Source organism: Winogradskya humida (assembly GCF_016862215.1).
Classification (GTDB): domain Bacteria; phylum Actinomycetota; class Actinomycetes; order Mycobacteriales; family Micromonosporaceae; genus Actinoplanes; species Actinoplanes humidus.
Window position 1 is genome coordinate 1 of record NZ_BOMN01000112.1, and the last position, 14,818, is coordinate 14,818.

Consider the following 14,818-nt stretch of genomic DNA (forward strand, 5'->3'; position numbering starts at 1 on the left):
AAGCGGATACCTGGCCATGCGGCTTCGACGGGCGGTGTGTGAAGCGGCCGGCGGCGCGTTCTGGAATCTGCTGTGGCGAGACGTCCCGGTCTACGAGCCTGGTCGGAACGTGCTGCCGGGTCCCGGGGCAGCGGCATTGCGACGGCCACCCCACATGCGCAGCGAAAGCTGACACTCCGATCATTGAGGCCGCTCAATCAAGCCCCTGGTAGGTCCAGTTGAGGGTGTCGGTGCCGGTTTCCTTGCCGTCCTGGGTGATGGTGCGGCGGACCTGGATGGCGAAACCCGTGCCGACCGGCCGGCGCGGCCCGGTGACCGAGTCGACGACTCGGTTGCCGGTGTGGCCGTAGAGGGCGACCGTGATCCCCGTCGGGGTGCTGTGGACGCGGATGACGATGGGGGTGTCGGTGGGGTTGTGGATGATCTGGTCGATGGCGCGCCAGTCGAGGGTGGCTTCGCGGCCGGGTGGGTAGCGGGTGATGTAGAGGCTGTGGGGCTGGTGGGTGCGGATGTCGAGGCCGGCGAACCAGGCGGCGTTGAAGAGGGTGGTGGAGAATTGGGAGACGCCGCCGCCGAACTGGTCCTGGAGTTCGCCCTCGACGATGGCCGGGGCGGCGACGAAGCCGCGGGCGCTGGTCCGCTCCCCCGCCGTGTCGTTGAGGGAGAAGGTGCCGCCGGGCGGGATGATCGTGCCGTCGACGAGCTCGGAGATGCGGTTGATGTTGGTGACCCGGGGTGCGCAGCACGGGTGGTAGGTGGTGAACGTGCCGATGAGCTGGTCGACGCCGGCGAGCTTGGGGGTGTCGTCGCCCGGTTCGGTCGCGGTGACCGCGAAGGTCACGGTGGTGCGTCCGGCACGCATGGCTTCAGAGATTGACCGTACGCCCGCAGCGGCATCAACCGCACGTCCCGCCCGCCCCTCGTCGACGGTCACCCCGCGGCGTGAGGCCGTGTAGGAGAGGTCTCCCTTGCCGTCGAGCACCTTGCGGGGCGAGGCGAGGGTGACCGACCGGTTGCGGGAGTCCTGCTGGAATTCGGCGAGCCGCCCGGCCAGGGCGGTCCGGGCGTTCGCGGGCACGACGAGCACGGGGGTGACGTCGTGGCGGGCGGGTTCCGGCCAGCGTAGCCAGGAGTGGCCGATGCCCGCCCGGGTGGCGGCGACGTCGAGGCGGATGCCCAGGTCGGCGGGGTGGATCCGGAGCACGGACGAGCCGACCTTCGCGGTGATGACCTGTTCGACCTTGTCGCGCACCTGGCCTTCGAGGGTGGTGGTCAGCTGCTCGTCGGTCCGGCCGCCCACCGCGACGCCGGCCACGAACGTGTTCGCGGGAACGGTTTGCGACGGGCGTACCAGCACCGCGGCGGAGCCGGCCGCGGCCAGGACCAGGACGGCGGCCGTGACCAGCACAGACTTTCTCATCAAACGATCATGCCGGGTCGATGATCGACCCGGCATCCGCACAATGACTGCTCAGCGTGCGATGTAGCCGCCGTCGACGTAGAGCTCGGACCCGGTGATGAACGACGCGTCGTCGCTCGCGAGGAAGACGATCGCGGCGGCGACCTCCTCGGGCTCGCCGAGCCGGCCGAGCGGGGTGGTCTCGATCAGCGGGGTGCGGTCGAGGTCGTCGCCCATCAGCGGCGTCACGATGAAGCCGGGGTGCACGCTGTTGACGCGTACGCCGAGCGGCGCCCACTCGACAGCGATGTTCTTGGTCAGCGTCCGGACCCCGCCCTTGGCCGTGTGGTACGCCGGCGACGAGCCGAAGCCGCCGGACGTGCCGAAGATGGAGCTGACGTTGATCACGGAGCCGGAGCCGGACGCCTTGAGCAGCGCCGCGGCGGCCTTGGTGCCCAGGAAGACGCTGGTCTGGGTGACCGCGATGACCCGCTGGTAGGTCGCCAGCGAGGTGTCCTCGAGGATCTCCTTGTGGTCGATCCCGGCGTTGTTCACCAGGATGTCGAGGCCGCGGAATTCCTCCTCGACGGTTGCGATGACCTGCGCCCAGTTCGCCTCGTCGGCCACGTCGAGATGCACGTAGAGCGACCGGCCGCCGTTCTTCTCGATCTCGGTGGCCACCTCGAGGCCGAGCGCGTCCTGCACGTCGGCGACGACCACGGTTGCCCCTTCGAGCCCCATCCGCAGCGCGGTCTGCTTGCCGATGCCGCTCGCGCCACCGGTCACGAGTGCGGTCCTGCCGTTCAGTCGGGCCATGATCTGATCTCCAAGTGCCACAGGTTCGTCGTCGATTCCGGCGTACCCTGGAATGACTTGACGATACGTCTCGTATCGTCATTAACGCAGTGTGATGTTGGAGACGTTTCTCATGACCCGCCCGCGCACCGGCCCCCGGCGCGACCCCGAAGCCCAGCGCCGCGCCCTCGCCGCGGCCGCCGAGCTGCTCACCGAGCTCGGCTTCCACAAGGTCACCATGGAACGCATCGCGGAACGCTCCGGCGTCGCCAAGATGACCCTCTACCGCTGGTGGCCCAACAAGGCCGCGATCATCACCGACGCCGTCCGCGACACCCTCGCCCCGTCCTCGACCCCGGACACCGGCTCGGTCACCACGGACGCCCGCACCCAGCTCGACGCCCTGATCAAGGTCATCGCACCGTACGGCGACGCGAGCGTGACGGCCGCGGCGATGAGCTCCCGCGGCGAAGAGGGCCGCGCCGACCTGGCCGGCATCCTCCAGCCCTGGCACGACAGCCTCGTCACGATCCTCGAACGCGCCCAGGCCCGCGGCGAGCTCTCGCAGGATTTCCCCGTGACAGTCACCGCCCACGCCTGGATGGGCTACGTCGTCTACCGCGTCGTCTTCCTCCAGCAGGACATCACCGAAACCGACCTGACCGCCCTCGTCACCGCCCGTTAAGCCGGATCGAGGTGAACAGCATGGTCCCCCGTTCCGCGTCGACGGCCGTGCGCCCGGTCTCGGTGAACCCGACCTTGGCGAGGACCCGGCGAGAGGCGACGTTCCAGTCCCAGACGGTGGCCCACAGCCGCTCGTACCCCGACGCTCGCGCACGGTCCAGCACCGCCAGCGCGGCCTCGGTCGCATACCCCTGACCCCACACCCGCCGCAGCAACTCGAACGCCAGATCCGGCTCCTCCGGCGTCCCCCGCCCGCCGTCGAAGAGCCCGCAGTAGCCGATGACGTCCTTCGTGGCCTTCCGCTCGACCGCCAGCAACCCGGTCGACCAGAACTCATCGTCACGAATCGAATCCTCGAGGTCCCCCACCGTGGGCCGCCCCTGCGCGTCGATCCGCCGATGCGGCGGCACCCGCGGATCCCGCTCGGTCCACAGCTCCCGCTGAACCCCGGCCTCGCCCACCCGCCAGGCCCCCATCCGCAACCGCCCGGTCTCGAGCACAACCGCACGCCCCGCAACATCCACAACCACCACTCTCCCACGGGGTAGGCGACCGGATCGGACCGCTCGCCTGCCGGAGCTACGGTCGAGACCCACGAAGCATGGGAGGACCAGGATGGCTGTCGGCAGTGAGCAACGACGCGAGGAACGCAGCTCCCGCATCGCAGCAGCCTTCCCCGACAGCCACGTGGACGCCGCACTCGACCTGCTGCACCTCGCCGACATGGCCTGGCACGACTGCTACGGCCCCCGAGAACTGGCCCTCCCGGACAAAGTCGTCGACGACATCCTGCTGCTGGCCGACGGCGGCCTGGTGGCACTGATCCGCATCGCCCGCCAAGCCGTCATCGACTTCCGGGACATACAGGTAGCGGCTGACGATCTCCGAAGTCGATGACGCCTCCCCGCGGCTGGGTATCTTGATGCCATGCCTCGGTGGGAGCACGGTAGTGAGGAGCGGTTGAAGCAGGCCGCCATGGAGTTGTTCGCGGAGCAGGGTTTCGAGGCCACCAGTGCCGTTCAGATCGCGGAACGGGCCCGCGTCACCACCAGGACGTTCTTCCGGTATTTCGCCGACAAGGAAGAGGTGTTCTTCGCTGACGCGGACGCGCTCAACGAGGCGCTCGTCCGCGAGCTCCACGAGGCGGCCGACGTCGCCGAACCGCTGCTGGCAGTGGCCGGGACGCTGGCCGGTTTCGACTGGGAGAAGCTCGGATCACGCGAGGACCAGCGTCGGCGGAACGCGTTGATCGCGGCGAACCCCGAACTGCTGGAGCGGGAGCTGAGCAAGCACCAGCAGATGGCGGCCGGCTTCAGCGACACGCTCCGCCGGCGGGGCGTCGACGCCGGCATCGCCGAACTGGCCGCCGCCGTGGGGATTCAGGTTTTCCGTACTGCATACCGGCAGTGGCTGGAAGGCAGCGATGACACCGACCTGGCGACAAGGACCGAAACGGTGATGTCCCTGCTCGTGACGATCGTGCCGGCGGCCGCGCGGCTCCGCTGATCAACCGGGCAGGGAAGACCGGCTCAGCAGACGCGAGCGGTGAGCGAGCTCCGCGTCGTCGGGGGGCGTGGTCGGATAGATGTCGGCGTCGAAGAACTGCGCGAACGGAAGGGTTGCCAGCGTCTCCGCCGCTTCCTTCTCATCCGCGGCGATGATCTCGACGAAGGTGGCACGCCGGGTGGGGGAAACGTAGTGTGCGCCGACCTTTCCCTGCGAACGAAGCACCTCCAGCTGCTTGTGCTCGTCCTCCCTCAATGCGTTGAACTTCGCGAGGTCCGTGCCGGGGCGCAGTGCGCCGACCACCATGAAGGTCGGGGTTCCTGAAGGATTCGCGTACTCGGAGGAGATTTCGGTGGCGTACCTCCTCCACAGCGGCGTCATCGTTCCGGGCGTCATCGGCTGTCCGGACTCGACCATTTTCTTGAGGTCGCGGAAGTACTGCACGTACAGGTCCGGGGTGAAGGTGGAGAGCATGACCGCCGGGTCGTCGCCCGGGTTGGCGAAGGTGTGCGGTGCGCCCGGCGGGACGATGACCCAGGTGCCGGGGCCCGCGTCGTAGTCGTCCGTACCCACGGTGAACCGCACCTCGCCCGCGAGCACGTAGAAGCCTTCGTCGTGCTGGGCGTGGCGGTGCTGGATGGGCCCGGGTGTGTGCGGCTGGAGGGTGATCTCGCCGACGCCCAGGCGGTGCCCGGTGTTGCTGCCGTTCTCGAGGATGCGGATCTGCGACGGCCCGTTGTTGGCGATGAGCTCACCTTCGCCGGGACGGACGATCATGACTGGAGCCATGGTTGCGGCCTCCTTGAGCTGGCACCCGCGACCTGATGTCGCGTCGTGACATCACCCTAGCACTAATGTCGCGTCGTGACATCAGTCAGCATGTCCACCCCCGTCGCGGCGCGAGCCGGCCAGCGGTCAGGCGGCGGGGGCTGGGGCCGGGGTGGTCAGGATGTGGTGCATGAGGGGGCGGGTCCAGGCGGTGAGCTGGTCGCGGTCCAGGTCGGCCATTGCCGGGGCCTGCATCACGTAGCGGGTCATGGCCAGGCCGAGGATGAGGGCGCCCAGCAGGCCCGCGCGTTGCAGGGGATTGTCGACGGCGAGGGCGCCGATCGCGGGGGCGACCTGGGCGGCGAAGACCTCGCGCATCGCCTCGGCGGCGGCGGGGCTGCCCGTGCTCGCGCGCAGGAGGGGCAGGAACGTGCCTTCCTCCTCCCAGACCGCGAAGAAGCGGGGCAGGAGGACGTCGGCGAGCTGCTCCGGGCGTACGGCGGAAAGGTCCGGCAGGCGCAGGTCGAAGTCGGCGGCCGCGGCGAACAGGGCCTCCTTGGTCCTGAAGTAGCGGACCGCCATCGCCGGGTCGACACCCACGTCCGCCGCCACCAGCCGCAGGGTCGTGCGTTCGTAGCCGTCGCGGCCGAAGCGCCGGCGGGCCGCGGTCAAAATCTGCTCACGGGTACGCGCGGCGTCGCGGCGTCGCGGCGGTCCGGGCAAAGAAGGGCGCGGCGATTCAGGCAGAGAAGGGCGGGGTGGCTCCGGCAAAGGAGGGCGGGGTGAATCAGGCATGGGTCCAGCGTGCCAGGGCCGCTTGCCAGCCTCGCGGGCCGTTGTCGGTCAGGTCACCGGACCAGGCGACGTAGCCGTCGGGGCGGACGAGCAGTGCGGGCCCGTCGTCGGCACGCTCCTGTTGCGAGACGGGGGTGTCCAACGGCGCAGTGCGCTTCGGGCGTACCAATGTGAAGACCGGCTTGTGCACCTGGGCCGCGCGGGTGCCCACCAGAGAGCCGCGGCCGTACCGCAGGCCGGTGCCGGCGAAGCTTCCCGCGACGAGGTCCCGGACGGCGGGCACGGCCAGGACGCGAGGTGCGAGACGGTCGCGCAGCCAGCGGGCGGGCCGGGGATGCAGCACCACCGCGCGCATCATCAGACCTGATTGCCGCAGGACGCGCTTGCCGATGGGATGACGTTCCGATTGGTACGTGTCGAGCACGGCCTCGTTCGCGCCGCCGAGCACCGCGTCGAGTTTCCAGGCGAGGTTCGCGGCGTCCTGGATGCCGGTGTTCATGCCCTGACCGCCGACCGGGGAGTGGACGTGCGCGGCGTCCCCGGCCAGGAACACGCGCCCGTGGCGGTAGTCGCGGACCTGGCGTTCGTCGCAGTGGAAGCGGGACTGCCAGCTGATCTCCTCGACGCCGAGGTCGCGGCCCAGGCCCCGGGTCAGGACGCGCTGGACCTCGCCGTCGGCGATCGGTTCGGTGTCGGGGACCTGATGGTTGCGGTCCCAGGTCATGCTCCGGAACCAGCCGTCCCCGTAGGGCGCGAGGAACGCGAACGAGTCAGGCTGGGAGCCGACGGTGAGGCCGCCGTCGGACGGGCCGCGGGCGAGCCGGACGTCGGCGAGCACCACCGACGACAGGACGGTCCGGCCCGGGAATGCGACGCCGAGCAGTCCGCGTACGGTGCTGTGCGCGCCGTCGGCACCCACCGCGTACGCGGCCTGCCAGGTCCTGCCGTCGTTGGTGGTCACGGTGACCGAGGTCGCGTCCTGGGTCAGGGCGGTCACCTCGGCGCCCCGCACGATCCGCGCGCCCTGCTCCTGCGCGTAACGGCCGAGCGCCTGGTCGACCTTCGTCTGCGGCGTGATCATCGCGAACCGGTAGCGGGAGTCCAGGTGGGAGAGATCCAACCGGCCACCCCCGAAGAGATTGACCGCTTCGGTACGCCCGGACGTGGCGAGCAGCTCATCGGCGAGGCCGCGCGCGTCGAGCACCTCGAGCGTGCGGGCCATCGTCGCGAACGCCCTGCTGGACGGGTTGATCGACGGCCACCGCTCCAGCACCGTCACGTCCCGCCCGGCCCGGGCCAGGTCCCCCGCCAGGGTCATCCCGGTCGGGCCGCCGCCCACCACGAGCACATCCATGACGCCTCCTAAGTCACCAATTGGTGACTTGACCGTACGCCTCCTTCGCTTGATAAGTCAACGCTCGGTGACTTTGAGGATTTGTCAAATTTGCCCGAAATAGTGGGCTTACCGTACGCGCGAGACTCTTCCGTCCTAGTGCTGGGAAACACATGTTCACGCCAAGAACACTCGCCGTGGCCGTGTCGGCCGCCATTTTCGGGGCAACGGTGCTCACGGGGCAGGCACCGGCCCTGGCCGACCCCGATCCGAACGCCCTGGACCTGTCGATCGTGGCCGGCAACGGCCCGGGCATCCCACAGCCCGGCCCCGCGCTGGACTCGCCGCTCGGCGCCTCCAAGGGTGTCACCACGGACCCGCTGGGCAACGTCTACTTCACCGACTTCGACAACTGCACGGTGGAGCAGGTCACGCCGCACGGAGCGCTCGCCGTGATCGCGGGGACCGGCACCTGCGCGACGGCGATCCCCGGCGCACCCGCGTTGGCCTCGCCCCTGCGCTCCCCCTCCGGCATCGCGTGGTACGACGGTGACCTGTACGTCGGCGACACCGGCGACCGCCGCATCTACAAGATCACGGGAGTGGGCAACCTGTCCGGCAGCGGCCTGGAGCTCGTCGCCGGGACCGGCACCGGCGGGACCATGGTCAACGGGCCGGCCGGGCTCAGCCCGGTCGGTACACCGACCGAGCTGAGCGTGCGGGGCGACACGCTCTATTTCGGCAACGACCAGGCGTACCAGGTCGGCGCGATCGACCTGGTGACCGGGTTGCTGACCGTCGTCGCGGGCACCGGGACGCGTGGCACCGGCACCCCGGGCGACGCCCGGCTGAGCCCCCTGGGTTCCCCGCTCGGCGTCACCGCCGCGCCGGACGGCACGGTCTACGTCTCCACTCCGGACAACAATAAGATCTACAAGATCAAGGACAACACGCTCTCGGTCCTGGCCAATTTCCTCGCCGTCGGACTGTCCACCGGGCCGGGCGGAGAGCTCTACGCCTCGTCACCCCCTTACAGCATCGTCCAGGTCGACACCACCGCCACCGACGGCGCGGCGGGCCGGACCACGCTGGCCGGCGGCAACCCCGGTCAACCGATACCGGGTCCCGCGCTGTCCTCGCCCCTCACCCCGCCCTACGGCCTGCACGTCGACGCCCTGGGCTCGATCTACGCCACGCTGCCCAACTCCCGCAGGATCATCAGGCTCGGCCCGCCGCTACCGGGATCGCCGCTGCGGGTGGAGGCCACCAACCTGCCGCTGAGCAGGGACGCGACGGTGACGTGGGAGCCGCCGGCCTACACCGGCAGTTCAGCGATCGTTTCGTACACGGTGCAGGCGTACAACGGCGGAACCGCCGTCGAGGGCAAAACGTGCACGGTGCCGGCACCGTTCGACCCGGTCCTGACGTGCACGATCACCGATCTGTTCCGTGGGGCCGCCTACACGTTCCGGGTGACCGCCACCAACACGACCGGCCCCGGCCCGTCGGCGGAGTCGAACGTGATCGAGGTCTACTTCTTCCCGGGCATCCCCAACCTTCCCAACCCGCCGATCGTGCCCGATCCTCCGGTGACGACCACGCCGCCGGTGACGACCACGCCGCCGGTGGTCGTGCCGAACGCGCCCACCGCACCGGCCGCTGCCCCGGTGGCCAAGGCCGCCACATCATCGATCGAGGCCTCCTGGACGGCCGGCGGCGGCAGCATCACCGGATACACCGCCTACGCCGCACCCGGCGGAGCCTCCTGCACCACGACGGGCACGTCCTGCGTGATCGGTGCGACGGCCGGCACCAGCTACACGGTGAGCGTGGTGGCGAACGGGCCGGGCGGGATCTCGGGGCAGTCGCCGGCCTCGAACGAGGTGACACCGACGGCGCCCGCGGTGCCGACGACCGTACCCGCCGATGTGCCTTTGACCCTGACCACCGACAAGGGCCAGGTGGCACTCGCCGTACCGGCGCAGCAGATCACCGTGATCGGCAAGGGTTTCGCGCCGAACTCGACCGCGACGATCTCGATCTTCTCCACCCCGACCCAGCTCGCCACGGTGACCACAGACAACGACGGGAACTTCGCGGCGCCGGTGACCGTGCCGGCCGGTCTGGAAGCGGGCAAGCACACGTTCCTGGCCATCGGCGTCGACCCGTCCGGGACGGCACGCTCGATGGCCTTGCCGGTGACGATCCCGCCGACCAGCCCGGGCAGCACCGGGAGCGACACCACCACCCAGAAGACCGTGCTGCCCGTCCCGGCCGGCGGCAGCCTCACCCTGCTCGACGGCGCCGGCACCCCGGCCGCCAAGGTCACGATCAAGAATCAGGGAACGTACGCCCTGGACCCCACCACCGGCACGATCACCTTCGTCCCGGTCACCGGCTTCACGGGCACCGCCGACCCGGTCACGTATCGCCTGACCGACAGCGTCGGCACCGAGGTCCTCGGCTCGTACACCGCCACGGTCACCAAGGGCGGCACCGGCGAACCCGGCCCAGGCCCGTCCACCGGCACGTCCAAGGTCGCCGTACCCACGTTGATCGTCACCGGCGGCACCCCGGCGAAGGCCACGCTGACCGCGACGGTCACGTTCACCACCGCCGTGAAGGGCCGCAACGGGGTCAAGCTGTGGAGCACGGTCTCCGGCAAGCGCGTGGTCCTCGGCACCGGCTCCGCGACCATGAAGACCGCAAGCCGGAAGGCCGCGGTCAAGGTCATGCTGAACTCGCTGGGCCGGGCCATGGCAGCGACCCCCGGCGGTTATCCCGTCGCGGTCGCGGTCACCACGGTCCCGGCGAGCGGGCCGGCACTGCGGGCGAGCGGGCGGTCCATGCTGGTGCTCAGCCGGTTCACGGTGCCCCGCTCGGTCTACTTCGCCAGCGGCGCCACCACCGTCACGGCGGCCCAGCGCGGTTATCTCGCCCGGCTCCGCGCCGACCTGGGCAGCATCCGCTCGATCACCTGCATCGGGCACACCGACGACCGCGGCAACCAGGGCAACGGCAACGCCCTCGGCAAACGCCGCGCCCGCAACACCTGCGCCACCCTCGCGGGCGGTCGCAGCATCCGCACGTACGCCATCACCCAGGGCGAGGCCAACCCGGACGCCAGCAACAAGACGGCAGCCGGCCGCGCCCGCAACCGCCGCGCGGACATCGTCCTGTCGTACTCGTAATCACGGGATCAGGGGCCGGCGCTGCTTCAGCGCCGGCCCCTTTCCGTTCACCTGGCGCCGAGCGTCTGGTAAACGGACTCGGCGTCGCTCGACAACGCTGCCTTCGCGTCGATGGCCAGCTGGTCAGCGAGAATTTCCAGGCGCCCCGACTCGAGGCCGTCGAGTGCCCTGCCCACGATCACGGCCGGATCGGTCATCAACGCGTCCAGGACGCCGGGCCCGGCAACCGCGTCCGCGAACGCCCTGAGCGGCGGGGTCGCGGCCATCCCGAAGATCAGGGCGCTGACGAACGTGCCCTGACCCGCCAATTCAGAACGCAGACCGTTCGTCATGCTCCACGCGGCCGCCTTGGACGCCCCGTAGACGTTGATACCGTCGAGAGTGGCCCAGGCCGCCGACGACAACACGTTGAGGATCGCTCCCCCGCCGTTGGCGGCGAGACCGGGGGCGAACGCCCGGATCACGTCGAGAGTCCCATGGACGTTGGTGTCGAACAGCCCGCGGATCAGGGCCGGGTCGCCGTCGGTGAAGTTCAGCCCGGCGGCGAAAACCGCCGCGTTGTTGACCAGCAGATCGACATCGCGGGCGACCGCCGCCGCCGCGTTGATCGACTCCCGGTCGGTCAGATCGAGATGGAGCACCTCCACCCCGGGGACATCGATGAGTTCGGGGCGGCGCGCCGTCGCGTACACCCGCTTCGCGCCCCGCGCGACAAGCTGCTCGACGAAATGGTGTCCGAGGTTCTCAGCGCCGACCCCGGTCACCAGCGCGGTACTTCCTTGTAGCTTCATGGTTGTCACGCTAGTTGCCGCAATCTGCGCGTACGAGCCTCAGCTGACTCAGTTTTCTTATCTGTTTGACTCACGTCATGAGGCGCTCTGTTAATGTCCGTGTCGTGGATCTGGTGTCCGAGGTGCTGCGCCTGACCGGCATGCGGGGAACTGTCGGCGCGCAGATCGTGGCGGGCGGAGAGTGGACCGCAGAGTTGTCGGACTACCCGGGCATAGCCACCCATGCGGTCCTCAGTGGAGGCGCCTGGCTGGTGCTGGGCGAAGGCCGGCAGGTGCAGCTCGCAACGGGCGACGTCGTCATGGTGCCGGCCGGCACGCCGCACCTGCTGACCGACACCCCCGGGACCGGCCCGGCAACGGCGGTGCCTCCTTCGGGAGACGGCGGCCAGGTGCTGCGACTCGGATCCGGGCCGTCACGCACGCGGATCTTCACCATCCACTACGACTGCAATCACGCGACCCGGACCCAGGTCCTGGACGAGATGCCCGACTTCATCCACGTCGAAGGGGGCGAGTCCGGGGCGGCCTACCTGGCCGACGTCGTCCGGCTCCTCGGCCGCGAGCTGTCCCGCCCCCAGATCGGCACCGACGCTGTCGTCGACAACCTCGTCGACCTCGTTCTGATCCAGCTGATCCGGGCCTGGCTGTCCCGGCGACCGGCCCAGCAACGCGGCACCTGGCTGGGCTGGGGCGAGGACGACGTCGTCCGCGAGGCGGTGGAGCTCGTCCACGCCGATCCGGCCCGCGACTGGACGACCACCTCACTGGCCGCGGCGATCTCCGTCTCCCGCGCCACGCTCGCCCGGCGCTTCCAGACAGCCATGGGCCAGAGCCCCGCGAACTACATCACCCAATGGCGCATGGACCTGGCCGCCGTACGCCTGCGTGACACCCCCGACACCATCGACGTGGTCGCCACCCGGGCAGGCTACCGATCGGTGCCGTCGTTCACCCGCGCCTTCGTCCGCGACCGCGGCCGGACGCCCGGGGCGTTCCGGCTCCAGGCACGGCAGAACGCACTCGTAAGAGCGCCGTAATGCCGATCGGGACTACGGTCGGACCATGGCGGACATCGGAGTCATCGGCGGCAGCGGACTGTACGACCTCGACCTGCTTCAGGAGGTGGAAACGGTCACGCCGAGCACTCCGTACGGGGATCCCAGCGGGCCGATCACGGTCGGCACCCTGGCGGGACGCAGGGTCGCGTTCGTGGCCCGGCACGGTTCAGGGCACCGGCTGTTGCCGAGCGAGGTTCCGTACCGTGCGAACATCTTCGCCCTGCGCGCACTCGGCGTCCGCCAGATCTTCGCGATCAGCGCCGTCGGCAGCCTCGCCGAGCGTTACACCCCCGGCACCCTCGTCGTGCCCGACCAGCTCGTCGACCGCACCAAGGGCATCCGCCCGGGCACCTTCTTCGGCGCCGGCGTCGTGGGCCACGTCCCGATGGCCGATCCGTACTGCTCCCGCCTGCGCAAGGACCTGCTCAGCACCGGCGTCACCGACGGCGCGACCTACTGCTGCATCGAAGGCCCGCAGTTCTCCACCCGCGCCGAGTCGAACCTCTACCGTTCCTGGGGCCTCGACCTCATCGGCATGACAGCCGTCCCGGAGGCCGCCCTGGCCCGCGAGGCCCAGCTCTGCTACGCCTCCCTCGCCCTGGTCACCGACTACGACTGCTGGCACGACAGCGCCGCGAGCGTCACGGTCGAGCTGGTCGCACAGACCATGCGCGCCAACCTCAGCGCCGCCCGCGAGGTCCTGACCACGGCAATCACCCAGGCCGACCCCGACGTACGCTGCACCTGCCACACAGCGTTGACCTCGGCCGTGATGACCGACCCGGCACTCATCCCCGACGAGGCCCGGACCCGCCTCGGCCTCTCCCCCGCTATCTGATCTCACACTCGGGCGTCGTCGGCACCGCGAAATGCCCCACCTGCTCATCCTTCGGTACGTCGTCCTCATGAACGGTTGATCCGGTCCGCACCCCGGCCATGTGCAACCAACCGCTTCCATCGGCGAGCCGGAACCAGATCGGCCTCCCGAACTCGCCGGGGTTGCCGGCGTGCGGGTTGAACCCCTTCTGCCACCCGCTGACCTCCAGGATGTCGTTCGGGGCGACATTGCGAACAATGGTCCGCGTCACGGTGGTATCGGTCATGACCTTCACCCCGTACGGCTCCCACTCGTTCTGCGACCACACGATGAACGGGCTGCACCCGCCAGCAACGGAGACGGCGACGGCGGGCGACGGCTTCTCGGGCTTGTCCGGGTTGTCCCGCAGGACCAGCTGCGCCACCAACGCCAAGGCACTGACGCCAAGGGCGCCGGCAGCGATCCGATACCGATACTTGTTCGCCCAGCCCCGCGGAGCGTGCGGATCCTGATCGTCATGCCCAGCCGTCGAAGCGCCTCGGGTACGTTGATCTCGCGGCACGTGGCGCCTCCTGGCTAGGAGTTGGACGCACAAGGGGCCGTATCTGTCGCTCGGTGAGCTGGGCTTTCAAGTCCACGCTGGACAGTGAGTGTCGAACGACATCGAAAGCCCGCTTGGCTTGCTCGACCACATCCGGCTCGGCTCCGAACCCACGGTCACGAAGGTGGGCCCCTACGACGGCCACCTCACCAATTCCGCGGCCTACAACGACGACCAGTTCGAAGGTCCGCCGTATCGACCTTGGTGAGGAGGTACGTATCCGACCCGCAGCGCGCTGTCCGTCAGTCACCATTGACCGGTTACGCCCTGTCGAGGGTCTCCCACTTGCGGCAGAACGCCGACAGGGCGTCGAACAACTGCCGCGCGCTCTGCGCCCCGGGAGCATCCGGGTTCTCGAGGAATTTCAGCGAGACCGAATAGATGTTCCATTTTGCCAGGGGTTCCACAATTGCCGTGTACAGGTTCTCCGTGGCGCCGGCCATTACGAAGAAACCGATGACGGAATTCAACTTGTCAACGATTTCCGGTGCGGCTCCGGCCGGATCGACCTCTCCACTGTCCACCTGCTGTTGCAGCTGACCCACACGTTCCAGCGCGGCGCCGGCGGCTTCCTTCGACTCGATCATGGTCGATTACCTGCTTCCCGAACAGATCACATTGAGCCTGATGGATAAGGCTACAACCCGCCTCCTGCGCCGGACCGGGGCGTGCGGATCCAATTCCGCACCGAGTGGCCGCCGGGAGGTACCGATGTGGACGGTTGAACCGCCTGAACGGCGATATCACCACCGGCCAGGTAATTGCCGGGCGCAACGCCGGTACATTTGGCGGCACGAATTGATCGACGGAGGGAAGCAATCATGAGTATTGAAGGTTGGGTCGATCCTTCCAGCCACTGGATTGTTACCGGCGAGGTGGACAGCTCGGGGAAGATGACGAACGGCTCCGTGAACGACAATGTGGGCTCCCTGCGGGACCGGAACAAGAATTTCTCGTCCAAGTCCGATTTCGCCGCATGGGTCAAGCGCACGCAGGCGGCCCAGCGCGGAATGTAGATCAACCCGGCGCCCGGCGGGCCGTGACGCCGGGTCCGGGGGTGCGGGTGGTGCCGCGTAAGGT

Annotated in this window: 17 protein-coding genes; 8 read left to right on the top strand and 9 right to left on the bottom strand. The window is 69.3% G+C overall.

What is annotated here, in order from left to right:
• Window positions 1–193 precede the first annotated feature (193 nt).
• Both Ahu01nite_RS38125 and Ahu01nite_RS38130 read right to left on the bottom strand, forming a co-directional pair.
• Window positions 194–1,420, bottom strand: a complete 1,227-nt coding sequence (locus Ahu01nite_RS38125; protein ID WP_203841603.1) for a VanW family protein — start codon at window positions 1,418–1,420, stop codon at window positions 194–196.
• 51 nt (window positions 1,421–1,471) lie between these two features.
• The gene (locus tag Ahu01nite_RS38130) at window positions 1,472–2,215 is read right to left on the bottom strand and encodes an SDR family NAD(P)-dependent oxidoreductase (RefSeq protein WP_203841604.1); all 744 of its coding nucleotides are present in this window, start codon (window positions 2,213–2,215) and stop codon (window positions 1,472–1,474) included.
• A 94-nt stretch (window positions 2,216–2,309) separates the two neighbouring features.
• Between Ahu01nite_RS38130 and Ahu01nite_RS38135 the strand changes: the two genes are divergently transcribed.
• The gene (locus tag Ahu01nite_RS38135; protein ID WP_203841605.1) at window positions 2,310–2,879 is read left to right on the top strand and encodes a TetR/AcrR family transcriptional regulator; all 570 of its coding nucleotides are present in this window, start codon (window positions 2,310–2,312) and stop codon (window positions 2,877–2,879) included.
• Here the strand turns inward: Ahu01nite_RS38135 and Ahu01nite_RS38140 are convergent.
• The gene (locus Ahu01nite_RS38140; protein ID WP_239159478.1) at window positions 2,866–3,402 is read right to left on the bottom strand and encodes a GNAT family N-acetyltransferase; all 537 of its coding nucleotides are present in this window, start codon (window positions 3,400–3,402) and stop codon (window positions 2,866–2,868) included. The genes Ahu01nite_RS38135 and Ahu01nite_RS38140 overlap by 14 nt on opposite strands.
• A 91-nt stretch (window positions 3,403–3,493) precedes the next feature.
• Here Ahu01nite_RS38140 and Ahu01nite_RS38145 point away from each other — a divergent pair, with 91 nt between their 5' ends.
• Both Ahu01nite_RS38145 and Ahu01nite_RS38150 read left to right on the top strand, forming a co-directional pair.
• Window positions 3,494–3,775, top strand: a complete 282-nt coding sequence (locus tag Ahu01nite_RS38145; protein WP_203841606.1) for a hypothetical protein — start codon at window positions 3,494–3,496, stop codon at window positions 3,773–3,775.
• A 30-nt stretch (window positions 3,776–3,805) separates the two neighbouring features.
• On the top strand, window positions 3,806–4,384 hold the full coding sequence (locus Ahu01nite_RS38150; RefSeq protein WP_203841607.1) for a TetR family transcriptional regulator: 579 nt from the start codon (window positions 3,806–3,808) through the stop codon (window positions 4,382–4,384).
• Here the strand turns inward: Ahu01nite_RS38150 and Ahu01nite_RS38155 are convergent, their stop codons facing one another.
• The 3 genes from Ahu01nite_RS38155 to Ahu01nite_RS38165 form a co-directional block, all read right to left on the bottom strand.
• A complete protein-coding gene (locus Ahu01nite_RS38155; RefSeq protein ID WP_203841608.1) occupies window positions 4,385–5,173 on the bottom strand; it encodes a cupin domain-containing protein in 789 nt (262 codons plus the stop codon).
• A gap of 126 nt (window positions 5,174–5,299) precedes the next feature.
• Window positions 5,300–5,824 carry a TetR/AcrR family transcriptional regulator gene (locus Ahu01nite_RS38160; protein WP_239159479.1) on the bottom strand — a complete coding sequence of 175 codons (525 nt, stop codon included), beginning with the start codon at window positions 5,822–5,824 and terminating at the stop codon, window positions 5,300–5,302.
• Between the two features lie 115 nt (window positions 5,825–5,939).
• Complete coding sequence (locus Ahu01nite_RS38165; protein WP_203841610.1) at window positions 5,940–7,301, bottom strand: FAD-dependent oxidoreductase; 1,362 nt, start codon at window positions 7,299–7,301, stop codon at window positions 5,940–5,942.
• Window positions 7,302–7,453: 152 nt separating this feature from the next.
• Here Ahu01nite_RS38165 and Ahu01nite_RS38170 point away from each other — a divergent pair, with 152 nt between their 5' ends.
• Window positions 7,454–10,471 carry a fibronectin type III domain-containing protein gene (locus tag Ahu01nite_RS38170; protein ID WP_203841611.1) on the top strand — a complete coding sequence of 1,006 codons (3,018 nt, stop codon included), beginning with the start codon at window positions 7,454–7,456 and terminating at the stop codon, window positions 10,469–10,471.
• Window positions 10,472–10,518: 47 nt separating this feature from the next.
• On the opposite strand, the gene Ahu01nite_RS38175 is transcribed toward Ahu01nite_RS38170, so the two are convergent.
• A complete protein-coding gene (locus tag Ahu01nite_RS38175; RefSeq protein WP_203841612.1) occupies window positions 10,519–11,262 on the bottom strand; it encodes an SDR family NAD(P)-dependent oxidoreductase in 744 nt (247 codons plus the stop codon).
• Between the two features lie 104 nt (window positions 11,263–11,366).
• Between Ahu01nite_RS38175 and Ahu01nite_RS38180 the strand changes: the two genes are divergently transcribed.
• On the top strand, window positions 11,367–12,299 hold the full coding sequence (locus tag Ahu01nite_RS38180; protein ID WP_203841613.1) for an AraC family transcriptional regulator: 933 nt from the start codon (window positions 11,367–11,369) through the stop codon (window positions 12,297–12,299).
• Window positions 12,300–12,324: 25 nt separating this feature from the next.
• Window positions 12,325–13,158 carry an S-methyl-5'-thioadenosine phosphorylase gene (mtnP, locus tag Ahu01nite_RS38185; RefSeq protein WP_203841614.1) on the top strand — a complete coding sequence of 278 codons (834 nt, stop codon included), beginning with the start codon at window positions 12,325–12,327 and terminating at the stop codon, window positions 13,156–13,158.
• On the opposite strand, the gene Ahu01nite_RS38190 is transcribed toward mtnP, so the two are convergent.
• Window positions 13,151–13,561: a hypothetical protein gene (locus tag Ahu01nite_RS38190; protein WP_203841615.1), complete on the bottom strand. Its 411-nt coding sequence runs from the start codon at window positions 13,559–13,561 to the stop codon at window positions 13,151–13,153. The genes mtnP and Ahu01nite_RS38190 overlap by 8 nt on opposite strands.
• 226 nt (window positions 13,562–13,787) lie before the next feature.
• On the opposite strand from Ahu01nite_RS38190, the gene Ahu01nite_RS38195 reads away from it, so the two are divergent.
• Entirely contained in the window at window positions 13,788–13,946 is a 159-nt protein-coding gene (locus Ahu01nite_RS38195; RefSeq protein ID WP_203841616.1) for a hypothetical protein, read from the top strand.
• Between the two features lie 52 nt (window positions 13,947–13,998).
• On the opposite strand, the gene Ahu01nite_RS38200 is transcribed toward Ahu01nite_RS38195, so the two are convergent.
• Entirely contained in the window at window positions 13,999–14,325 is a 327-nt protein-coding gene (locus Ahu01nite_RS38200) for a hypothetical protein (RefSeq protein ID WP_203841617.1), read from the bottom strand.
• A 234-nt stretch (window positions 14,326–14,559) separates the two neighbouring features.
• Between Ahu01nite_RS38200 and Ahu01nite_RS38205 the strand changes: the two genes are divergently transcribed.
• Window positions 14,560–14,754 (top strand): hypothetical protein, encoded by a 195-nt coding sequence (locus Ahu01nite_RS38205; protein ID WP_203841618.1) that lies wholly within the window; start codon window positions 14,560–14,562, stop codon window positions 14,752–14,754.
• Window positions 14,755–14,818 lie beyond the last annotated feature (64 nt).